Source organism: Candidatus Symbiopectobacterium sp. 'North America' (assembly GCF_015762685.1).
GTDB lineage: Bacteria > Pseudomonadota > Gammaproteobacteria > Enterobacterales > Enterobacteriaceae > Symbiopectobacterium.
The window spans coordinates 13201-35052 of record NZ_PEHF01000010.1 but is presented as its reverse complement, the minus strand read 5'-3'; the positions used below and the strand labels follow the sequence as shown (position 1 = coordinate 35052).

Sequence of the window (21852 nt, the reverse complement as noted above, 5' to 3'; positions counted from 1 at the left end):
CGCAACGATCGTACCGCTTAATAACAAACGCAAACTCCGGTTCATCATTAGGTTTTTCTGACTTAAACGGCAATAAACCATGTGACGGCACGTCAAACTTTAGCCGAGCCATCACCGTCATGGTGGCATGCTCGTTTTCAGCTAAGTGTGGAAACTCAATGGGAGAGGGTTTCAGTATATAGCTACCCTGGTGTTCAACAACCGCAAACTCATTATCTTTGAGCACCATTTGGAGCTTGGGCTGGTAGCCTGAGATACTCATGCCCTTTTGTACCCGAGGTAGTTCGTGCGTAAACTGCGTTCGGGTAAACGCCAAACGCGGATTAACCCGAGTGGTACCCGTCAGTTTTTTTAGACCAAGACGGCTGTAACCCGCTTTAATCTCATCAGGCTGTTTTAGCGGGGTCATTAAAATTCTACGTTTGCTCATGCCTCGTTCTCTGCGATCAGTTGTACAGCACCAATAAGGTTTTTTCCGTTTTGAATAAGGATGCCAAACAGGTCCTGCTCATCTAACTGTTGAAGCTGGCTGTACCGTTTTCTTAACCACCCCGGGAGCCAGTGAGGCAAAGTACGGGTGTAACGAGTCACGAGGGAAGCGCCCAACGCTGACAGGTAGGCTTAACGATAATGGGGGCCCGACATAGTCCGTTTTGTATTCAAACAGGTAACCCTCATCACTTTGGCTTAACTGGCCAATGTGTTGGCCGTAAAGGTAGACCTTCACTCGACGGCGCAAAGCTTCACTCCTAATCCCGACGACACGGCATAGACGGTAGCAAACTTAACCTGTTCAGGGTCTTTTAAACAGTCGCTTCAATGTGGAAATGGAGACACCCGTCTGCAATTCCAATGTACTCAAATCAATTCCGAGTGCTTTGCGCCGCGCATTCAGTCTGGTGCCAAAATCGGTTAAAGATTGAATCTGATTATCCAGGACTGACGCTCTACTTTCCTCTTCACTGAGCGCTAACTCTTGTTGCAATGCGTTGATCGTCGCACTGAGTTCTTGAAGCTTCAGTATAACTGGCTTAATACGAGAATGGCTCATAAATAACCCATGAGTTGCTCAATCTAGAATTCATAGACTAAATTTAGTATACACAGCCCTAAAAAGTCAATATATGGTATTTTTTATGTAAAAAACAACTTAAAGACCACAAAGGAAACTTAAAAATCAAAAAAAAGACTATAAAAGATCCATTAATTGGTATTAAAACATAATAAAGCTCAATAAAGAACATTTTAACTATGGAGCATGTCACCACCGCTATCAAGGTAAGGTTTGCTATCACGCTGGCGTAGAGAATATTGGTTTATTCAAATGGTGGGTTGATGCGGGTTAACGATGGGTTATGTGTCAAAATGATACGCGTTAGCCAATAATCAGAAGGGGGGCCATTAGCCCCCCTCGTTATTTAGTCTACTGCCTGTCAGGCCAGTATTTCACATTGCATGAAATACCCCATCAGATATCAATGTTAGCGGCTTTCAACGCGTTCTCTTCGATAAAGGCGCGGCGCGGCTCAACCGCATCGCCCATCAGCGTAGTGAACAGCTCATCCGCCGCCATGGCGTCTTTCACTGTCACGCGCAGCATGCGGCGGCTTTCCGGATCCATAGTGGTTTCCCACAGCTGTTCCGGGTTCATTTCGCCCAAGCCTTTATAACGCTGGATGTTCAAACCACGGCGTGACTCTTTCACCAGCCACTCCAGCGCTTGTTCGAAGCTGTTAATCTGCTGTTTGCGCTCACCGTGCTCGATGTAAGCGCCCTCTTCGAACAGGCCACGCAGCTTCTCACCCAGCAGTACGATTTTGCGGTATTCGCTGCCGCGTACAAAGTTGGCATCCAGCACATAATCGGTATCTACCCCGTGCGTACACACGCGCAGCACTGGTTCAGCAAGCACTGAGTTATCGCTCAACGCGCCGCTGTAGCTGCTGCCGTGCACATCATCTTCATTGAGGGTTTTCACCAACGTCGCCAACCAGCTTTCTACTTTGGCGCGGTCTTGCAGATCGTTTTCTGTCAGCGTGTCTTGGTAAATCAAGGCATTCAACAACGCACGTGGATAACGACGTTCCATACGATCGATCAACCGCTGTACACTGTGGTGATCTTTCACCAGCAGTTCCACCTGCTCACTCTGCAAGGCAGGTGCCTGAGCATTGATGTGCAGCGCCGATCCATCCAGTGCCAGTGCAATCTGGTACTGGTCCATCGCTTCATCATCTTTAATGTACTGTTCCTGCTTGCCTTTCTTCACTTTGTACAGCGGTGGCTGGGCAATAAAAACGTGACCACGTTCGATGATTTCCGGCATCTGACGATAGAAGAAGGTCAACAGCAGCGTACGAATGTGCGCACCATCGACGTCGGCATCGGTCATGATGATGATGCTGTGATAACGCAGCTTATCCGGGTTGTATTCGTCGCGGCCAATGCCACAGCCCAGCGCGGTGATCAGCGTGCCCACTTCCTGAGAAGAGAGCATCTTGTCAAAGCGCGCTTTCTCCACGTTAAGGATTTTACCTTTAAGCGGCAGAATCGCCTGATTCTTACGGTTACGCCCCTGCTTGGCAGAGCCGCCCGCCGAGTCCCCTTCCACCAGGTAGAGTTCAGACAGCGCCGGATCGCGTTCCTGACAATCCGCCAGCTTGCCCGGCAAACCAGCCAGATCGAGCGCCCCTTTACGACGCGTCATTTCACGTGCTTTACGGGCCGCTTCGCGCGCGCGCGCCGCATCAATAATTTTACCGACCACGATTTTGGTGTCACCCGGGTTTTCCATCAGGTAATCGACCAGACGTTCGTTCATCAGCGATTCCACCGCGGTTTTCACCTCGGAAGAAACCAGCTTGTCTTTGGTCTGAGAGGAGAATTTCGGGTCCGGCACTTTCACCGATACCACGGCAATCAAGCCCTCACGCGCATCGTCACCGGTGGCGCTAACCTTGGCCTTTTTGCTGTAGCCTTCTTTTTCCATGTAGCTGTTCAGCGTGCGCGTCATTGCACCACGGAAACCGGCCAGGTGCGTACCGCCATCGCGCTGGGGAATATTGTTGGTAAAGCAGTAGATATTTTCCTGGAACCCGTCGTTCCACTGCATGGCAATTTCGACGCCAATATCGTCTTTTTCCGCGCTGAAATAGAACACCTGCGGATGAATCGGCGTCTTGTTGCGGTTCAGATAGTCAACAAACGCTTTGATGCCGCCTTCATAGTGGAAGTGATCGGCCTTACCCTGCTCACGCTCGTCGCTGAGACGGATGGAAACGCCAGAGTTCAGGAACGACAGCTCACGCAAGCGCTTGGCCAGAATGTTGTATTCGAAATCGGTAACGTTGCTAAAGGTTTCCATGCTCGGCCAGAAACGCACGGTGGTACCGGTACGTTCGGCATCCCCTACCACGGCCAGCGGTGCCTGCGGCTCGCCGTGACGATAAATTTGGTGGTGAGTTTTGCCATCACGGTAAATGGTCAGCTCCAGCTTTTCAGACAGGGCGTTGACCACGGAAACCCCAACGCCGTGCAGACCGCCGGACACTTTATAGGAGTTATCGTCAAACTTACCGCCGGCATGCAGCACGGTCATGATCACTTCGGCCGCAGAGACACCCTCTTCTTCATGAATACCGGTAGGAATGCCACGGCCATCATCCTGCACCGAAACCGAGTTATCTTTATGAATAGTAATAACAATGTCTTTGCAGAAGCCTGCTAGCGCTTCGTCGATAGCGTTGTCCACAACCTCGAATACCATGTGATGCAGGCCTGTACCGTCATCCGTATCACCGATGTACATACCCGGGCGTTTACGTACCGCATCCAGCCCTTTCAATATTTTGATACTTGAGGAGTCATAAGAATTCGACATCAACGTTTCTCGCTCATTTTAGTCCTGTAATTGAACCGTTATTTTACCCTGTTCCACGCGGAACATCTTGCCCTTTTCACCGATCATGTCATCTATCTGTTCAGCGCTGATGGCGCTGACAAATACCTGAGCCTCGGTCGCTTTTAACCGTTCAGCCAACAAACGGCGGCGGGTACTGTCCAGTTCGGAAGCAAAATCATCTATCAGATAAATACACTTGGCGCCGCTATGGCGAGTGAGGAACTCTCCCTGCGCCAATCGCAACGCACACATCAATAACTTCAACTGTCCACGCGACAGCATGTCTTCCACCGCAACTCCGCCCGCCCGGATACGAAAATCCGCTTTGTGCGGCCCTAACGCGGTGTAGCCCAACTGCCGGTCGCGCTCAAACTGCCGTTCCAGCAGTTCGGCATAGTCGCTCTCTTTGTCCCAGCCGCGCTGGAAAGAGAAGCTCAGTGAAAACTCCGGCAAAAACTGCTCGCAGGTCGCGGTAATGTCCGCAGTAATCGCAGTGGTGTAATCCGCCCGCCAGGCGCTGATGCGCTCTGCCAGCGGAATAAGTTCCTGATCCCAGGCGCGCAGTTGACGATACTGCCCCACCTGACGCAGTGCGGCGTTACGCTGGCGCAATAACCGTTTCAGGTTGCTCCAGGCCGCGAAAAAACCGGGCTCATTGTGAAAACAGCCCCAATCGAGAAAGGCACGACGGTATTTTGGCCCACCATTGAGCAACGTGAAGCCCTCCGGCGTGATGAGCTGAATCGGCAGCAACTGCGCCAGATCCGCTACCTTGTGACCATCGCTGCCATCAATACGCACGGTACTGTCGCCCAGCCGGTTTTTACTCAGACCTATCGAGCGCTCACGCTCCATGCCATCCAACCGACCGTGCAGAATAAATTCGGACTGTTCATGCCGAATCACGCGCGCTGCCTGGATGGAGCGAAACGAACGACCATGCCCCAACGTGTAGATGGCCTCCAGCACGCTGGTTTTTCCGCTGCCATTCTCCCCCACCAGAAAATTGAATCCGGGGATGAGCGCCAAATCGGCTGAGGCGATGTTACGGAAATCTTTAATCAGAAGGCGGGTCAGTGCCATGGACAACCAGATCCTGTACGCGACAACCTGCACAAATGCCGACGGCAAGCGTCGGCATTCACGCCAAAAAGGGGGCAGACCAAGAGCGTCCCGCTACAGACGCATCGGCATGACAACGTATGCCGCCGCCTTGCTGGCACCGTCTTCAATCTGCACACTAGAGACAGAATCGGTCAGCAGCAAACGGACATCTTCACACTTCAGCGCATTCAACACATCCAGCACGTAGCTGACGTTAAAGCCAATTTCCATTTCCGTGCCGTTGTACTGCACGTCCAGAATCTCTTCCGCTTCTTCCTGTTCCGGGTTATTCGCGGTAATTTTCAGCTGATTCTCAATCAGGTGCAGACGCACACCGCGAAACTTCTCGTTAGACAGGATCGCCGCACGCGCAAATGCCTGTTTCAGCAAATCGCAGCTCGCTTCCAGCGCTTTGTCCGGGTTTTTCGGCAATACGCGGCGGTAGTCAGGAAAACGCCCGTCGACCAGCTTGGACGTAAAGATGAAATCCCCGACGTGGGCGCGAATGTTGTTGGTGCCGATCTGTAGCTGTAATGTCGTATCGCCGCCGTCTAGCAGGCGCAGCAGTTCAATCACCCCTTTACGCGGCACGATCACCGAGTGGGACGGCAGCGACTGACCAATCGGCATGGCGCATACCGCCAGACGGTGACCGTCGGTCGCCACGGTGCGCAACTCTTCTCCTTCGGTTTCAAACAACATGCCGTTGAGGTAATAACGCACATCCTGATGTGCCATGGAGAACTGCGTGGCTTCAATCAGGCGTTTCAGCGTCGCCTGCGGCAACGAGAATGCCACTTCGCTCTGCCAGTCATCCAGGTTCGGGAAATCAGACGCCGGGAGCGTAGAAAGCGAGAAACGGCTACGGCCGGAACGCACCAGCATCCGGTCGCCTTCCAGCGTGATGGTAATTTCCGCGCCATCGGGCAAGCCACGGCAAATATCAAACAGTTTACGCGCCGGCACCGTGGTCGCACCGGATTCATGGGCCTGAGACAGGGGGATCTTCGCCACCATCTCCATTTCCAGATTGGTGCCGGTCAGCGACAGTGCGCCGTCCGTCACTTGTAACAGCAGATTGCCCAGAATAGGCAATGTGGGACGACCACCTAACGGGCCACTCACCTGTTGTAACGGTTTTAACAGATGCTCGCGTTCAATAATGAATTTCATAATATTATGAAGATAATGTTCTGATTAAATTAGAGAAATCTTCCTTGATGTCGTGGCTTTCCTCACGCAACTGCTCAATCTTGCGGCACGCATGCAGCACGGTGGTATGGTCACGACCGCCAAACGCATCACCAATTTCCGGTAAGCTGTGGTTTGTCAGCTCTTTCGCCAGCGCCATCGCCATCTGGCGCGGACGTGCCACCGATCGGGATCGCCGTTTGGACAGCAGATCGGCGACTTTGATCTTGTAGTACTCTGCGACCGTCTTTTGGATATTGTCGATGGTCACCAACTTTTCCTGCAACGCCAACAGATCGCGCAGCGCTTCACGCACGAAATCAATGGTAATGGCGCGGCCGGTAAAATTGGCGTTAGCGATCACGCGGTTCAGTGCGCCTTCAAGCTCACGCACGTTAGAGCGCAATCGCTTGGCAATAAAAAAGGCCACTTCACCCGGCAGACGAATATCGTTTTCGTCCGCTTTTTTCATCAGGATCGCCACGCGCGTTTCCAGCTCCGGCGGTTCGATCGCGACCGTCAATCCCCAGCCAAAGCGCGATTTCAGACGATCTTCTACCCCATTGATCTCTTTCGGATAACGATCGGAAGTCAGGATGATTTGCTGATTGCCTTCCAATAGCGCATTGAAGGTGTGGAAAAACTCCTCCTGAGAGCGCTCTTTGTTGGCAAAAAACTGAATATCATCGATCAACAGGGCATCGACTGAACGGTAATAGCGCTTAAATTCTTCAATCGCATTGTTCTGTAAGGCTTTGACCATATCCTGTACAAAGCGTTCAGAATGCATATAGACCACTTTGGCATTTGGCTTGCGCGCAATAATGCCATTACCTACCGCGTGCAGCAGGTGGGTTTTCCCCAAACCGGTGCCGCCATAGAGAAACAGGGGGTTATAGGCTCCGCCGGGGTTGTCAGCAACCTGACGCGCCGCCGCGCGCGCCAGTTGGTTAGACTTACCTTCAACGAAGCTGTCGAACGAATGCTTCGGATTGACGTTGGAACGGTAAGTGTGCTCCGTTTGCGTCGCCGGTGTGTCCCAACTGGGACGCACGGGTGCCTGCCTGACCCGCTGTACCGCCGCCTGCGGGCTGGCTGGCTGACTGACGGCCACCGCGGCCAGCGGCTTGCTGCCGACTTCAAAACGCAGCAAAGGCGCATCCATACCGCAGAAATCGTTCAGCAGACCATTGATGTTATTGAGGTACTTGTCTCTTACCCAATCCAGCACAAAACGGTTTGGCGCATAGAGCGCCAGAGTGTTGTCGTTCAGTTCCGCCTGTAACGGACGTATCCACATGCTGAATTCTGTGGCAGGCAACTCATCCTGCAAACGGGCAAGACACTGCTGCCAAAGAGAAAGTGACACGGCGGACTCCACTCGAACAAGATTAAAATAGAAAAGAATCAGATACGTTATTTAGTGTAATTCATGATTATGACCCGGAAGCTGCAATGGCAGTCTCCTGGGTGCACCGCGCATCTGATGATGTCCATGCGGTTGCCGAGACGATCCCGAAGAAGGATCGTTCACGTGACGGCGGATCATAACCTAATCCTCGGCAGAGATCTTCCCTTTCTGCACAGTTTCGATCCTTTTTATCCACAGGCTATTCTTATCACTCGTGGCCGCCACGTGCCGCACAACGATGACGCAGGCTTGCATCATGCGGACGCCTAGCATAACTGAATAGACATTCACGCTGGAGTGACAGCGATCATGATCCTGCATCAAGGATCGTGTCAGGATCCTTGCGATTTAATGCAGAGTACGTATAATTCTCAGCCCGACGCGTTGATGCTCTTCTGTGCTATTTCAGGCAGAAAATTCCCCAAATTTATTGCGGAAAGGGCTCCATAGGCGTGTGATGCCAATTGACTCGGGACTGTACAATTATTACAATCCAGCCTCTTTATTTTTGATGTATGCGATTGAGGCGTCGGTCAGTGTTCACGCCGGAGCGCCAAACGTGTTTACTGTGAAGTCAATTATCCAAGTTTAGGTAGAAATCGCCATGAAACGCACTTTCCAACCGTCCGTATTGAAGCGTAACCGTAGCCACGGTTTCCGTGCTCGTATGGCCACTAAAAATGGTCGTCAGGTTCTGGCCCGCCGTCGTGCAAAAGGCCGTACTCGTCTGACTGTTTCTAAGTAATAAAAGCTAACCCTCCTAGTGGTTAAGCTCGCTTTTCCCAGGGAGTTACGTTTGTTAACTCCCAGCCATTTCACTTTCGTCTTCCAGCAGCCGCATCGGGCTGGCACGCCGCAAATCACCATCCTCGGCCGCCTGAATTCGCTGGGGCATCCTCGCATCGGTCTTACTGTCGCTAAAAAACATGTCAAACGGGCGCATGAACGCAATCGGATTAAACGTCTGACGCGGGAAAGCTTTCGTTTACATCGACACACCCTACCTGCGATGGATTTTGTGGTGATCGCCAAAAAAGGAGTAGCTGACCTGGATAATCGCGCGTTGACGGAAGCATTGGAAAAATTATGGCAACGGCACTGTTGCTTGGCTCGCGCCTCCTGATCGGGCTGATACGCGCTTATCAGCTTGTTATAAGTCCGTTGTTAGGGCCACATTGCCGTTTTCGCCCAACCTGTTCACAATACGGTATTGAGGCCATACGAAGGTTCGGCATGATAAAAGGCAGTTGGTTGACGCTCAAACGCGTATTAAAATGCCACCCTTTGAACCCTGGTGGTGATGATCCCGTACCGCCAAAACCCGACAATAACAGAGAACATTAACGATGGATTCGCAACGCAATCTTCTTCTCATCGCTCTGCTATTCGTAAGCTTTCTGATCTGGCAGACGTGGGAGACGGACAAAAATCCGCCTGCCGCTTCAACGCAAGCCATCCAGCAAGCGACGAACGCAGTCAACGGTGATACCGCCAGCCAGGGCGTGCCTAACAGCGGTCAGGGTAAACTGATCACGGTGAAAACCGACGTACTGTCGCTGACTATAAATACGCGCGGCGGCGATATCGAACAAGCCAATCTGCTGGCTTTCCCTGACAAACTGCACTCTGCTACGCCATTCCTGCTGCTGGAAACCACGCCGGAATTTGTGTATCAGGCACAGAGTGGATTGACGGGTAAACACGGTCCGGATAATCCGGCGAACGGCGCACGTCCGCAGTTTACTGCCACCCAGGATCACTTTGAACTGGCTGACGGACAGGACGCACTGACCATTCCGTTGACCTACACCAACGCTGACGGCGTAACCTTCACCAAAACGTTCGGGCTTAAACGTGGTGACTACGCGCTGAACGTTAGCTACAACGTGAACAACACCAGCGCTCAGCCGTTGGAGTTAACGCTGTTTGGCCAGTTGAAGCAGTCTATTGACCTGCCGAAACACCGCGATACCGACAGCAACAACTTTGCACTCCACACCTATCGTGGCGCTGCGTTCTCCTCCAGCGACGATAAGTACAAGAAATACAGCTTCAGCGACATGAAAGAAAACCTGAACGTCACCACCGATGGTGGCTGGGTTGCCATGTTGCAGCAGTATTTTGCTACCGCGTGGATCCCGACCACCGCCGGTGCCAACACCTTCTATACCTCGCAATTGGGTAACGGTTTGGCCGCCATTGGCTTTAAAGCCACACCGGTAACCGTTGACGCGGGCGCGCAGAAAGACATCAGCGCAGTGCTGTGGGTTGGCCCGGAAATTCAGGACAAGATGGCGGCTGTTGCACCGCATCTGGACCTGTCAGTGGATTACGGTTGGTTATGGTTTATCTCCCAGCCGCTGTTCAAGCTGCTGAAATTCCTGCATGGCTTCATCGGTAACTGGGGCTTCTCCATTATCGCCATCACCTTTATCGTGCGCGGCATTATGTACCCGCTGACTAAGGCGCAGTACACATCGATGGCGAAAATGCGTATGCTGCAACCGAAAATGCAAGCCATGCGCGAGCGTATCGGTGATGACAAGCAGCGCATGAGTCAAGAGATGATGGCGCTGTACAAGGCGGAGAAAGTGAACCCACTGGGCGGCTGCTTCCCGCTGCTGATCCAGATGCCTATCTTCCTGGCGTTGTACTACATGCTGATGAGCTCGGTTGAGCTGCGCCATGCGCCGTTCATCCTGTGGATCACTGACCTGTCTGCGCAAGACCCGTTCTACATCCTGCCGATCCTGATGGGTATCACGATGTTCTTCATTCAGAAGATGTCGCCGACCACAGTGACCGACCCGATGCAGCAGAAGATCATGACCTATATGCCGGTTATCTTTACCGTGTTCTTCCTGTGGTTCCCGTCAGGTCTGGTGCTGTACTATATCGTCAGCAACCTGGTCACCATTATCCAGCAGCAGTTGATTTACCGCGGGCTGGAGAAGAAAGGCCTGCACAGCCGCGACAAGAAAGAGAAGAAATAAGCGGACTGCACAAGTCTGAGAATAAGGCGGCTACGGGCCGCCTTATTTTTTTGTTTAATCGCCACAGAGAAACCATCATGAGCCATACCGATACCATCGTAGCCCAAGCCACGCCCCCCGGACGCGGTGGAGTAGGTATTTTGCGCGTGTCCGGCCAGCAGGCCGCCGACGTAGCGCGTGCCGTGCTGGGTAAATTACCCAAACCGCGCCATGCGGATTATCTGCCGTTTCGCGATGCCGACGGCAGCGCGTTGGATCAGGGTATTGCCATCTGGTTTCCTGGCCCCAACTCCTTCACCGGCGAGGATGTGCTAGAGCTGCAAGGACACGGTGGCCCGGTTATTCTTGATTTGCTGATGCAGCGCATTCTAGCACTGCCCGGCCTGCGCATTGCGCGCCCCGGCGAGTTCTCCGAGCGCGCGTTTCTCAATGACAAGCTCGATCTGGCGCAGGCCGAAGCTATCGCAGACCTGATCGATGCCAGCTCCGAGCAAGCGGCACGATCTGCGCTGAACTCCTTGCAAGGCACCTTCTCTACCCGCATTCACCGTCTGGTGGAAGCGCTGATTCACCTGCGCATCTACGTCGAGGCTGCCATCGATTTTCCTGATGAAGAGATCGATTTCCTCTCTGACGGCAAGATCGAGGCGGAACTCAACGACGTGATGGCCGATCTGGCGGATGTTCAGGCCGAAGCACATCAAGGCAGCCTGCTGCGTGAAGGCATGAAGGTGGTAATTGCGGGTCGCCCAAATGCAGGCAAATCGAGCCTGCTTAACGCTCTGGCCGGGCGTGAGGCAGCAATCGTGACCGCTATCGCGGGCACCACGCGCGACGTACTGCGCGAGCATATTCATATCGACAGCATGCCGCTGCATATCATCGACACTGCTGGGCTACGCGATGCCAGCGACGAAGTGGAACGCATCGGCATTGAACGCGCCTGGCAAGAGATTGAACAGGCGGATGGCGTGCTGTTTATGGTCGATAGCACCACCACTGAAGCCACATCGCCTGCCGAAATCTGGCCAGAGTTTATGGCACGCCTGCCCGCCACACTGCCGATTACCGTGGTGCGCAATAAAGCCGACATTACCGGAGAACCACAAGGCATTGAAGAGGTAAACACTTACTCACTCATTCGCCTGTCCGCCAAAACCGGTGATGGCGTCGATATCCTGCGTAACCATCTAAAACAGAGCATGGGCTTTACCAGCAACACCGAAGGGGGCTTCTTGGCACGACGCCGCCACCTGCAAGCGCTGGAAACCGCCGCACAGCATCTGGAACAAGGCAAAGAACAGTTAGTGAGCGCTTACGCTGGCGAACTGCTAGCAGAAGAGCTGCGGCTGGCACAACAGGCACTGAGTGAGATAACCGGGGAATTTACTTCCGATGACTTGTTGGGACGGATTTTCTCGAGTTTTTGTATTGGGAAGTAGTCGCCCTACACACGCCGAGAGGCACCACCGGTGCCTATTGCCACCCGATCATTAATCGCCTTGCTCTCGCCTGCATGCCTTCGAGAATCGCATCACGAATCGATGCAGGAAAATCAGCAGGCAGTTGGCTTCTGACTTTCTCCACAACAGCATCCATCGATTGTGCAAATTCAGTCAGAATGCTTTCCATCGATTCTCTGGCAAACCCAACGGCCTGCGCCGTTTGGAAAAAGTGGCGTGGAAAGATCTGTTCAATAGCGTATTTCTTGCCTCTTGAGCCGGCCAACCCAATCGCGAGTTTGGCCTCTTTACGATCAATTCCCCGTCCTTCAATGGCCGGGTACATCGAGAGAATGTCATAGTAAGGCGTGAGGCGATAGAGTCCCTCAGATTCAATAAACAGGGAAAAGTTTTTCGCATGCCCATCCGTGGCAGCCAATAGTCAAAACAGCACCTGAGTCTTCATAAAGCTATAGCGATCCTGTGCTGGATCGACCGAACCCAACAGATATGCCATAATGGCGGAAATACCCGGCCCACCGTGGTTTTCGTATTTCCGTGCGGATGAAACGTTTAATACCTGGCAAAAATCCTCTTGCGGCAACCGCATAATCCAACTGCCGTCCGAGGCGTACTTACGATCAAATCGTTCTACCGCCAGCGCTTTTATCTTGCCAGTTTTAATCATAAAACAATGCGGTACCGGCAGCCCAAACGCATTGGCAATCAGCATGCACAGATATTCATTTTCAACGCTGTCAGACATATCAATTGCGTAAGAGTGGCTTTCGGTTTTACCAATCGGTAGCTTAATGATTTGGGTAGTGGGTGTGGTATTAAGAGGCAGGCACCAGTGACCGTCCAGATAGAGCAGCGCCGTCTTTTCCTGTGCGCCAGCAATATATATGCGAAAATCATCTTCTGAATCAATCATCCCCAGCGGGGCATCGGACAGGTATCCCGCCAGTATGTTTTCAAGCTGTTGTTCGGATAAGGTTTTGTATTCAATCTGTTTTATATTGCCAACAGCAGTACCCTGCGGCACCAATTGCAACGCCCCGACACTGTCCTGCCCCACTTTAGCCAGCAGATCAAACGGCTGGGTGGAATCCACCTGGTGTCTGGCAACAATGCGTCTTCTGATATCCGGGTTATCCGGCAACAAATTGTCGAAGAAGTTATAAACTTCATCACCTTGATAAGGCTGATGGCGTAGCGGCATCGAGAGCGAGATGGGGCGACTGCCCGGCAACCCAAGCCAGTTCGCATCATAGAAAAAATGATGAGCGCCGCTACCGGTTTTGGTCAATATCCCCACCCGATAGCCGTTCATGTAAACATCGAACGCAGCCATTACCATTCTTCCTTCCAGGATGAGGTTGCAACAGAGGGCTCATTATTAGCTGCTTCTGCGTTTCTGGGCGTCACCGTCAGTTCTAAATTCAATGCCGACAGGATTTTAAAAAAGGTTTCCAGCTTGGTGGAATCAGGGTGTTGCTCGAAGCTGGATACCGTGTCCTGACGAATGCCCACTTTGTTGGCCACCTTTCCTTGTGATAGTTTCTGGGTGATACGAACATCTTTTAGATAGCTGCTAAGCTGCTTGCTGTTGGTCACTTTCATCACTCGATCCTACCGGCTGTAGACGGTAAGATAACTATTACACGCCTTAGCAGGTAAAACAAGGAATACACGCTATAGGCGTTAAACTCGTAATTACCTGCTATAGCGTGTAATAAAAAATCAGCAATATGAAGCCAACGCCACGATGAACTTTTCCCACTGCAGCCTCAAAAACCGAGAACCTAAATGCTAAAAGTGATTGCTGAAGATTTTATCAAACCAGAGGCGATTGAAATCGTACTCCCGCTGTATCGTGAGTTGGTTGAGGCCACCAAGCAAGAACCGCGGTGCATTGCCTACGATCTGTATGTCGACGAGAAAGATATCGGGCACTTTATCTTCATCGAAGAGTGGCCAGACCATTCGGCGCTAGATGAACATTGCGCCAGCGAACACTTAAGACGCCTGGTGCCAATGATCGATCAGCACAAGCGAAAGGATGCGACCTATATATTGATGGGTGCTTTTGATGAAGCTTATAATGCTTTGTTATCAAAAAGATAAATCGATATCACTCTAACAATCGGTATATAGCACCGCAGAAAATTTTTACTGATGGTTTGACCACCAGAGAAGCGTGGTGCAATACCGACATTTTTGGCAGGCGCTAAATTGAAACGTTTTCAAATGAAATATGTTGGTTGCTTCTTTTTAATACTCTTTCTATCTGCTTGGTTCTTTGAAAGATACAATCTCATTTACCCCCTCCCCCTTATTTGTACCTTCTTCTGCTTTATGATTGCTATTCTTGAGTGGAAGGTAGAAAGGATTATAAAAGGTGTCAGTTTGATATCGTACGGTATTCTTCTCGGTATTTTTCTTGCAAAAGCAATCATATACAGTGAAGAGCTTGCTAAAACCTTACCGATGAACGTTATCGACAACCTGGAAATATTTAAAAACCTGGTAATATTCTCATGTTCTGGCGCGGGAGGCAGTATTATTGCAAATCATGCTGAGCGTTTCTTATCAGAAAAAGACATATCACCGCAGCAAGAGATTAGGGCTGTTAATTACGATAAACAATTTAGGGTCTTACAGCACGAACTAACAAAAACACGAACCTATCTTATCTATTTCTCTAGCGCAATCTTGATTCTTTTTCTTATCATTCTCGCGATGATTATTTAGCGCGTCCAATTTGCATAATTGCACTGCTGAATAACATAGGCAGTGACTGAATACGGTAACCCCCTTTTAAGCAGAACATTAGCCGTTACACATGATGAATGTAGCGGCTAATATGACAACATAGTGAAGCCATGTCAGGGGAATAGGCAAAGATATCGCTACAACGTCGGCTCAGAAGCCTCTCCCTCCTCTCCCGAAAAAATAAGCTCCACCTGACTCTCCTTGAGCCGTGCTTTCAACCCCGCAGGCGGCATTTCATCAGTAAACAGCGCGGCTGCCTGCGTGATATTGCCAATGTCCACAGCCGCCGAGGCGTGGTACTTGGTATGATCAGCGGCGAGCAAGATGTGCCGCGAATGGCGCATCATGGTTTGTGCCACGCTGGCTTCATTGACATCAAATTCCAGCAGTGTGCCGTCACTCTCGATCGCCCCGACGCTGGTCACCAGATAATCAGCGCGAAACCCTTGTACAAAGGCATTAGCCGCCGGGCCGATAATGCCACTATTGTGAGGACGCAGCGTACCGCCCGGTACCATCACTTCAAAACGCGGATTTTTATACAGAATATGCGCGACGCGCAGGCTGTTGGTGATAATACGCAGTTCGTTATGGTTCAGCAGAGCACGGGCTACGTGCTCCACGGTGGTGCCAATGGTGATGAAAATCGTCGAGCCATCAGGAATATAATCAGCAATCGCCTCGGCAATCGTTTTTTTCTCATCGGTCAGAGACACTTCCCGCTGTTCAAACGCGGTGTTCACCACGCTGGATGCACGTCCGGCACCGCCATGGTGCCGAGTAATCAATCCTTGCTCGCTCAGCTTGCGAATGTCACGCCGGACGGTCTGCGTGGAAACCTCCAGCAGTTGCGCCAACACATCAATGTTCATGTAGCCGCGTTCGGCCACCAGTGCCAGCAACCGGTCGTGGCGCGGATTACCGATTAGTTCGGTAAAGCTCATGGGGATCCCTCTCAAAACCACACTTTCCGCATTCTATACAAAAAGGGACAAAAAGGAGCGGGTTTGATCACAGTCAGGGATACCGGAACGTCCACCCAGGCGCGTGCATTTCAATGCCGCCACGCCACTGGCAAAGCGCACTGCCTCAGTTACCGTATTCCCCTGCGCCAAAGCAACGGCCAGCGCACCGTGGAAAACATCGCCCGCACCGGTGGTATCCACCATGTTAACGGCAAATCCCGACTGATGCCGTAACTCACCGTTTTCCAACCACTGACATCCCTCAGCCCCCTGAGTGACATAAACCTGTCCATTTGTGATCATTTTTGCGCGCGTTAATGCTTCAGCGCTCGCAGCCACTTCCGTTAAGCGCAGCAGACCGGGGACAGAGAACACCGCATGATCGCTCAGCGCCACCAGTTCGGTAATATCCTGCGGCGTCATATCACCGTTTAGCACCGTCATCACCCCCGCCTGGCGCGCCAGCGTGAAAGCGCGTTTGGCACCTTCATGCCAGCGCACATCCGCCAGCACCACATCCCACTGGCTAAAATCGATTTGATCAAACCAGTAGGCGTTGGGCGAAAGATCCGGGCTCGGATAATTAACAATAATCCGCTCACCTTGCTCATCCACCAGAATGGCGGATTGCGAGGATCGTGCCTGTTCAATACGGTGCGTATAGCGGGTGTTAACGCCAAAGGAGGCCAACTCGCTCAGCAGTGCGGCACCAATGTCGTCATCCCCCACGCGGCCAATAAAATCGACCTGCGCCCCCAGTCTGGCAGCGGCAACCGCCGCCGTTGCCAACTTCCCGGTAGTTTTGCGCGACATACTTTCCCCCCGTCGCCGGCAGCGCTTCCACATAATAGAGGCGATCCATCACGGTAATTCCCACACAGGCAATACGAATCATGGTTGTTCCTTAAACGACATCGAATGGCACCATTTTAATTTCATCAAATGTTTAAAGAGTGATGAATATCAATTTTTTGACTATAAGTTACAAATAAGATCAATATTATGAGCAAAAATGGTCACAAATAGACAAAATGTGACAAACAAGAACGGCGAGAGACCAGCATGGCAACAATCGCATTTATCGGCCTCGGGCAAATGGGCGCCCCCATGGCAAACAACCTGATCAAGCAGGGACAGCAACTGCATGTGTTTGATATCAGCCAGGCCGCTGTGCAAACACTGGTACTACAGGGCGCGTGCAGCGCCAAGAGCGCCGCAGATGCAGCAAAAGAGGCTGAGTTCGTTATCACCATGCTGCCTAACGGTGATTTGGTGCGCAATGTGTTGTTCGGCGATGAGGGGGTCTGCACCACACTGCGCACGGATGCCTTGGTGATCGATATGTCCAGCATTCATCCACTGCAAACCGACGCCCTGATCCGCGAAATGAACCAGAAAGGCTTCAGCATGATGGATGTGCCCGTCGGCCGCACTTCTGACCATGCCGTCGCAGGCACATTGCTGTTACTGGCAGGCGGCACGCCCGCACAGGTTGAGCGCGCGACACCGGTACTGATGGCAATGGGCAATGAGCTGGTGAATGCCGGCGGTCCTGGCATGGGCATTCGGGTCAAACTCATCAACAACTACATGAGCATCACACTCAACGCCCTGTCCGCAGAAGCCGCCACGCTATGTGAAGCGCTCGGGTTCTCTTTCGATGTCGCCCTCAAGGTGATGAGCGGCACACCGGCAGGCAAAGGCCACTTTACGACCTCCTGGCCCAACAAAGTGCTGAAAGGCGATCTCTCCCCCGCTTTCATGATCGATTTGGAGCACAAGGATTTAGGCATCGCGCTGGACGTGGCTAGTTCCGATGCCGCTCGGTGCGGCCTCACGCGAGCTTTACAACCAGGTGCGCGCCGCCAGACGTGGACGCCAGGACTGGACAGCCATTCTTGAGCAGGTACGCACCAGCGCCGGGTTAGCCCCGAAAGCCGCTCAGTAACCACCGCTCTCTGTAACACATAAATAAAGGACAGATACATGGAAACCTACACGCTGGAAGACATTACCCGACCTTCCGGCGGCTTTTCCATGCTCGCCGTCGATCAGAGTGAAGCAATGCGCTTAATGTTTGCAGCAGCAGGGGCCCCGCAACCGGTTAGCGATCAGGTGTTAACCGATTTTAAAATCAATGCCGCCAGAATTCTGTCGCCTTATGCCTCAGCCATTTTGGTCGATCAGCAATTCTGCTATCCACAAGTGGTGCAGCAGCAGGCGATCGCCCCTTCCTGCGGCACCATCGTTGCCGCCGATGCGTTTATTCCCGGTAACGGCATTCCAGTTGATAACGTCGTGATTGATAACAGCGTCGATCCGGTGACCGCCAAAAACAACGGGGCCAAGGCATTGAAACTGCTGGTGCTGTGGCGCAGCGATGAAGATGCGCAGCAGCGTCTGGAGATGGTGAAAACATTCAACCACATCTGCCACGCTCAATGGCTGCTCAGCATTATCGAACCCGTGGTACATCCGCCGCGCTGTGGCGACCACTTCGATCGTGAACAAGCCATTATCGATGCGGCAAAAGAACTGGGCGACATCGGGGCCGATCTCTACAAAGTGGAGATGCCATTGCACGGCAAAGGCACACAGCAAGCGTTGCTCGCTGCCTCGCAAAAACTCAATGAACACATTGCTATGCCATGGGTCATCCTCTCTTCCGGCGTTGATGAAAAATTGTTCCCGCGTGCCGTGCGCGTTGCCATGGAAGCCGGTGCCTCAGGCTTTTTAGCCGGTCGGGCCGTGTGGTCTTCCGTGATTGGTCTGCCCGATATGCATCTGATGCTCAGGGATGTCTCTGCGCCCAAATTGCAGCGTCTGGGTGAAATCGCTGATGAGATGATGGCTCGTCGCCGCTGAGGAATACGCATCATGATGAAATGGTTTAAGACGCTGAGCCACAACCGCTGGCTGGAACAAGAAACGGATCGCATCCTCGATTTCGGCAAGAACGCGGTGGTCGCCACGGGCTTCGGCTGGCTAGGCAATAACGGCCAGGTCAGGGCCGAGATGGGCACTCACTTGTGGATCACTGCACGCATGTTGCACGTCTATTCCGTGGCCGCCGCCATGGGCCGTCCCGGCGCGTATGCCTTGGTGGTACACGGTATTCAGGCGCTGAACGGCGCGCTGCGCGACAAGCGCTATGGCGGCTGGTATGCCTGCGTTAACGATGAAGGCGTTACGGATGCCTCAAAGCAAGGTTATCAACATTTCTTTGTATTGCTCGGTGCGGCCAGCGCCGTTACCACCGGACATCCGCAGGCCAGAGCGCTGCTGGATGACGCCATTGCGGTAATCGAAAAGTACTTCTGGAGCGAACAGGAGCAGATGTGTCTGGAATCCTGGGATGAAGCGTTCAGCGCAACCGAAGACTATCGCGGCGGTAACGCCAACATGCACGCGGTCGAAGCCTTTTTGATTGTGTACGACGTGACCCATGACCGTAAATGGCTCGATCGCGCCCTACGATTGCCTCCGTGATTATTCATGATGTGGCGCGACGCGGCGAGTATCGCGTCAACGAGCATTTCGACGCACAGTGGAACCCGATTCGCGATTACAACAAGGATAACCCCGCCCACCGCTTCCGCGCCTACGGCGGCACGCCGGGGCACTGGATCGAGTGGGGCCGCTTGATGCTGCACTTGCGCGCTGCCTTGGAAGCCCGCTTTGAGACCCCGCCAGACTGGCTATTGGAAGATGCAAAAGGCTTGTTTCACGCCACCATCCGCGATGCCTGGGCCCCCGACGGCGCAGATCGCTTTGTTTACTCCGTGGACTGGGACGGCAAGCCCATCGTGCGCGAACGCGTGCTCTGGCCGATTGTGTAAGCGATGGGCACCGCCTACGCCTTGTACACAGTCACCGGTGATAGCCAGTACGAAGCCTGGTATCAGAAATGGTGGGACTACTGTATCAAATATCTCATGGACTACGAGAACGGCTCCTGGTGGCAAGAGCTGGATATCTACAATGAAGTGACCACCAAGGTGTGGGATGGCAAACAGGATATTTACCATCTGCTGCACTGTCTGGTGATCCCTCGTCTGCCACTGGCACCCGGTTTAGCCCCTGCGGTGGCTGCCGGACTATTGGACAGTCAAGCCAGATAAACGTGAACGGTAGCACCCTGACCGCGCGGCGGATAAACCAGCCAACACCGGGCGACGAAGACCCCGAACGGTCAGATAAAAGCGATTGAAAAGATACAAAAAAGAGAAAATTACCCTACTTTATGGAGGTCATAATGCGTTCTCTGACCGATATCGAATTACACACCGTTGACGGCGGATTTTCGTTAACGTATCAACAGCGCCTGATTCTACGCCACAGCGCAGAAGCGCCCTGTTTATGGATTGGTGCCGGCAATGCCGACATCGATATGTTCCGCGGCAATTTCAGCATTAAAGATCGTCTGAATGAGAAAATCGCGCTGAACGACGCGACGGTGTTGGAACAAGCGGATGGCTGGTCCATCCGCTTTAGTCGCGGTGATGCGGTGCACTCCACATTGCGTATCACGCGTGATGAACAAGGCAGACTCGCGCTGGCACTGCAAAACGACAACCACGGCCATAACCGTATCTGGCTGCGGCTGGCGGCGCAGGAGCAAGACCATATTTATGGCTGCGGAGAACAGTTTTCCTACTTTAATCTGCGCGGCAAGCCGTTCCCGCTGTGGACCAGCGAACAGGGTGTGGGTCGCAACAAACACAGCTATGTCACCTGGTAGGCCGACTGCAAGGAGAACGCGGGCGGCGACTACTACTGGACCTTCTTCCCGCAACCCACCTTTGTCAGCAGCCAAAAATACTATTGCCATGTTGACAACAGCTGCTACATGAATTTTGATTTTACCGCACCGGATTATCACGAACTGGCGATGTGGGAAGATCATGCCACCCTGCGCTTCGAATGTGCGGACACCTACATTGCGCTGCTGGAAAAACTCACAGCGCTGCTGGGTCGGCAGCCGGAACTGCCGGATTGGGTGTACGACGGCGTGACGCTTGGCATTCAGGGCGGCACCGAAGTGTGCCAGCAAAAACTGGATACCATGCGTAACGGAGGCGTAAAAGTTAACGGCATCTGGGCGCAGGACTGGTCCGGGATTCGCATGACCTCTTTCGGTAAGCGCGTGATGTGGAAATGGCGCTGGAACCAAACCCTCTATCCGGAGCTGAAAGCACGCATCAAGCAGTGGAATCAGGAAGGCGTGCAATTCCTCTCCTACATCAACGCTTACGTTGCCAGCGACAAAGACCTGTGTACCGAAGCGGCACAGCACGGTTATCTGGCGAAAGATGCGGCAGGCAACGACTATCTGGTGGAATTTGGCGAGTTCTATGGTGGCGTCGTGGATTTAACCAATCCCGCCGCCTATGACTGGTACAAAGAGGTCATTAAGCAGAACCTGATCGAGGTGGGCTGGCGATCAGAACGTTGACTGGAGTCTGGATGACGGGCTGGCCTCAGTGGTGCCTGCCGCGCTGTCTCTGGCGATGACCGGCCACGGCCTGCACCACAGCGATATTGGCGGTTACACCATGCTGTTCGAGATGAAGCGCAGCAAAGAGCTGCTGCTGCGCTGGTGCGATTTCAGCGCCTTTACCCCCATGATGCGCACCCACGAAGGCAACCGCCCCGGTGATAACTGGCAGTTTGATGGCGATGCGCAAACCATCGCGCACTTCGCGCGCATGACCACCGTCTTTACCACCTTGAAGCCCTACATCAAACAGGCCGTGGCACAAAACGCCAGCAGCGGCCTGCCCGTGATGCGTCCGTTGTTCCTGCATTACGAAGACGATGCCCGCACTTACCATCTGAAATACCAGTATCTGTTTGGACAGGATCTGCTGGTGGCACCGGTCTACGAACAGGGCCGCAGCGACTGGACGCTTTATCTCCCAGAAGATAACTGGGTCAACCTGTGGACGGGGGAAACACACCGCGGCTGTGATGTCACCGTTGACGCACCGCTGGGCAAACCGCCGGTGTTCTATCGCGCGGACAGCCAATGGGCAACCCTGTTTGGTTCATTACAACACCTGTAAAACGG

The 21852-nt window shown here is 52.8% G+C and carries 18 protein-coding genes and 5 pseudogenes; 12 read left to right on the top strand and 11 right to left on the bottom strand.

The features are described from left to right. The 7 genes from CS369_RS02220 to dnaA all read right to left on the bottom strand — a co-directional run. Positions 1-430, bottom strand: a 430-nt coding sequence (locus tag CS369_RS02220; RefSeq protein ID WP_196905825.1) for a HipA domain-containing protein, incomplete at its 3' end; no start/stop codon positions are given. 78 nt (positions 431-508) lie between these two features. Then, positions 509-727 (bottom strand): HipA N-terminal domain-containing protein, encoded by a 219-nt coding sequence (locus CS369_RS02215; RefSeq protein ID WP_244664720.1) that lies wholly within the window; start codon positions 725-727, stop codon positions 509-511. Positions 728-793: 66 nt separating this feature from the next. Further along, on the bottom strand, positions 794-1051 hold the full coding sequence (locus CS369_RS22875; protein ID WP_244664719.1) for a hypothetical protein: 258 nt from the start codon (positions 1049-1051) through the stop codon (positions 794-796). Between the two features lie 417 nt (positions 1052-1468). Further along, complete coding sequence (gene gyrB, locus CS369_RS02205) at positions 1469-3880, bottom strand: DNA topoisomerase (ATP-hydrolyzing) subunit B (protein ID WP_196905824.1); 2412 nt, start codon at positions 3878-3880, stop codon at positions 1469-1471. An 18-nt stretch (positions 3881-3898) separates the two neighbouring features. After that, complete coding sequence (gene recF / locus CS369_RS02200; protein ID WP_196905823.1) at positions 3899-4984, bottom strand: DNA replication/repair protein RecF; 1086 nt, start codon at positions 4982-4984, stop codon at positions 3899-3901. A gap of 93 nt (positions 4985-5077) precedes the next feature. Next, positions 5078-6178 carry a DNA polymerase III subunit beta gene (dnaN, locus tag CS369_RS02195; RefSeq protein WP_196905822.1) on the bottom strand — a complete coding sequence of 367 codons (1101 nt, stop codon included), beginning with the start codon at positions 6176-6178 and terminating at the stop codon, positions 5078-5080. A 4-nt stretch (positions 6179-6182) separates the two neighbouring features. Next, positions 6183-7565 (bottom strand): chromosomal replication initiator protein DnaA, encoded by a 1383-nt coding sequence (gene dnaA / locus CS369_RS02190; protein WP_196905821.1) that lies wholly within the window; start codon positions 7563-7565, stop codon positions 6183-6185. Between the two features lie 165 nt (positions 7566-7730). Between dnaA and CS369_RS02185 the strand changes: the two genes are divergently transcribed. From CS369_RS02185 to mnmE, 6 genes are all read left to right on the top strand, one after another. Continuing rightward, on the top strand, positions 7731-7877 hold the full coding sequence (locus CS369_RS02185; protein ID WP_196905820.1) for a hypothetical protein: 147 nt from the start codon (positions 7731-7733) through the stop codon (positions 7875-7877). Between the two features lie 334 nt (positions 7878-8211). Then, positions 8212-8352, top strand: coding sequence for a 50S ribosomal protein L34 (gene rpmH / locus CS369_RS02180; RefSeq protein WP_004093983.1), 141 nt, complete (start codon positions 8212-8214; stop codon positions 8350-8352). An 18-nt stretch (positions 8353-8370) separates the two neighbouring features. Further along, complete coding sequence (gene rnpA / locus CS369_RS02175; RefSeq protein ID WP_196905819.1) at positions 8371-8730, top strand: ribonuclease P protein component; 360 nt, start codon at positions 8371-8373, stop codon at positions 8728-8730. After that, positions 8694-8951 (top strand): membrane protein insertion efficiency factor YidD, encoded by a 258-nt coding sequence (yidD, locus tag CS369_RS02170; protein WP_196905818.1) that lies wholly within the window; start codon positions 8694-8696, stop codon positions 8949-8951. The genes rnpA and yidD overlap by 37 nt, the downstream gene beginning before the upstream one ends. A gap of 2 nt (positions 8952-8953) precedes the next feature. Continuing rightward, the gene (gene yidC / locus CS369_RS02165) at positions 8954-10600 is read left to right on the top strand and encodes a membrane protein insertase YidC (RefSeq protein WP_196905817.1); all 1647 of its coding nucleotides are present in this window, start codon (positions 8954-8956) and stop codon (positions 10598-10600) included. 77 nt (positions 10601-10677) lie between these two features. Then, the gene (gene mnmE / locus CS369_RS02160; protein ID WP_196905816.1) at positions 10678-12042 is read left to right on the top strand and encodes a tRNA uridine-5-carboxymethylaminomethyl(34) synthesis GTPase MnmE; all 1365 of its coding nucleotides are present in this window, start codon (positions 10678-10680) and stop codon (positions 12040-12042) included. Between the two features lie 34 nt (positions 12043-12076). Here mnmE and CS369_RS02155 read toward each other — a convergent pair. After that, positions 12077-13396: pseudogene (locus CS369_RS02155) on the bottom strand (type II toxin-antitoxin system HipA family toxin). Next, positions 13396-13665, bottom strand: a complete 270-nt coding sequence (locus CS369_RS02150) for a helix-turn-helix domain-containing protein (RefSeq protein WP_196905815.1) — start codon at positions 13663-13665, stop codon at positions 13396-13398. The pseudogene CS369_RS02155 and the gene CS369_RS02150 overlap by 1 nt, the downstream one beginning before the upstream one ends. A gap of 186 nt (positions 13666-13851) precedes the next feature. On the opposite strand from CS369_RS02150, the gene CS369_RS02145 reads away from it, so the two are divergent. Both CS369_RS02145 and CS369_RS02140 read left to right on the top strand, forming a co-directional pair. Next, positions 13852-14169 (top strand): putative quinol monooxygenase, encoded by a 318-nt coding sequence (locus tag CS369_RS02145; protein WP_196905814.1) that lies wholly within the window; start codon positions 13852-13854, stop codon positions 14167-14169. A gap of 93 nt (positions 14170-14262) precedes the next feature. Further along, the gene (locus tag CS369_RS02140; protein WP_196905813.1) at positions 14263-14796 is read left to right on the top strand and encodes a hypothetical protein; all 534 of its coding nucleotides are present in this window, start codon (positions 14263-14265) and stop codon (positions 14794-14796) included. 158 nt (positions 14797-14954) lie between these two features. Here the strand turns inward: CS369_RS02140 and CS369_RS02135 are convergent, their stop codons facing one another. Then, the gene (locus CS369_RS02135) at positions 14955-15761 is read right to left on the bottom strand and encodes a DeoR/GlpR family DNA-binding transcription regulator (protein WP_196905812.1); all 807 of its coding nucleotides are present in this window, start codon (positions 15759-15761) and stop codon (positions 14955-14957) included. A gap of 33 nt (positions 15762-15794) precedes the next feature. Next, positions 15795-16677 (bottom strand): annotated as a pseudogene (locus CS369_RS02130) (sugar kinase). A gap of 167 nt (positions 16678-16844) precedes the next feature. On the opposite strand from CS369_RS02130, the pseudogene yihU reads away from it, so the two are divergent. The 4 genes and pseudogenes from yihU (at position 16845) to CS369_RS02110 (ending at position 21847) form a co-directional block, all read left to right on the top strand. After that, positions 16845-17730: pseudogene (gene yihU, locus CS369_RS02125) on the top strand (sulfolactaldehyde 3-reductase). 38 nt (positions 17731-17768) lie between these two features. Continuing rightward, the gene (gene yihT, locus CS369_RS02120) at positions 17769-18647 is read left to right on the top strand and encodes a sulfofructosephosphate aldolase (protein WP_196905810.1); all 879 of its coding nucleotides are present in this window, start codon (positions 17769-17771) and stop codon (positions 18645-18647) included. A gap of 15 nt (positions 18648-18662) precedes the next feature. Next, positions 18663-19903, top strand: a pseudogene (gene yihS, locus CS369_RS02115) (sulfoquinovose isomerase). Positions 19904-20037: 134 nt separating this feature from the next. Further along, positions 20038-21847: pseudogene (locus CS369_RS02110) on the top strand (alpha-glucosidase). Positions 21848-21852: the final 5 nt, after the last annotated feature.

What these genes read in the sequence shown, in the direction of transcription:
- gyrB (WP_196905824.1), bottom strand. Translation starts at nt 3,880, where the DNA reads ATGTCGAATTCTTATGACTCCTCAAGTATCAAAATATTGAAAGGGCTG.
- yihT (WP_196905810.1), top strand. Translation starts at nt 17,769, where the DNA reads ATGGAAACCTACACGCTGGAAGACATTACCCGACCTTCCGGCGGCTTT.
- yidC (WP_196905817.1), top strand. Translation starts at nt 8,954, where the DNA reads ATGGATTCGCAACGCAATCTTCTTCTCATCGCTCTGCTATTCGTAAGC.
- mnmE (WP_196905816.1), top strand. Translation starts at nt 10,678, where the DNA reads ATGAGCCATACCGATACCATCGTAGCCCAAGCCACGCCCCCCGGACGC.
- yidD (WP_196905818.1), top strand. Translation starts at nt 8,694, where the DNA reads ATGGCAACGGCACTGTTGCTTGGCTCGCGCCTCCTGATCGGGCTGATA.
- CS369_RS02145 (WP_196905814.1), top strand. Translation starts at nt 13,852, where the DNA reads ATGCTAAAAGTGATTGCTGAAGATTTTATCAAACCAGAGGCGATTGAA.
- CS369_RS02135 (WP_196905812.1), bottom strand. Translation starts at nt 15,761, where the DNA reads ATGAGCTTTACCGAACTAATCGGTAATCCGCGCCACGACCGGTTGCTG.
- dnaN (WP_196905822.1), bottom strand. Translation starts at nt 6,178, where the DNA reads ATGAAATTCATTATTGAACGCGAGCATCTGTTAAAACCGTTACAACAG.
- recF (WP_196905823.1), bottom strand. Translation starts at nt 4,984, where the DNA reads ATGGCACTGACCCGCCTTCTGATTAAAGATTTCCGTAACATCGCCTCA.
- CS369_RS22875 (WP_244664719.1), bottom strand. Translation starts at nt 1,051, where the DNA reads ATGAGCCATTCTCGTATTAAGCCAGTTATACTGAAGCTTCAAGAACTC.
- CS369_RS02150 (WP_196905815.1), bottom strand. Translation starts at nt 13,665, where the DNA reads ATGAAAGTGACCAACAGCAAGCAGCTTAGCAGCTATCTAAAAGATGTT.
- rpmH (WP_004093983.1), top strand. Translation starts at nt 8,212, where the DNA reads ATGAAACGCACTTTCCAACCGTCCGTATTGAAGCGTAACCGTAGCCAC.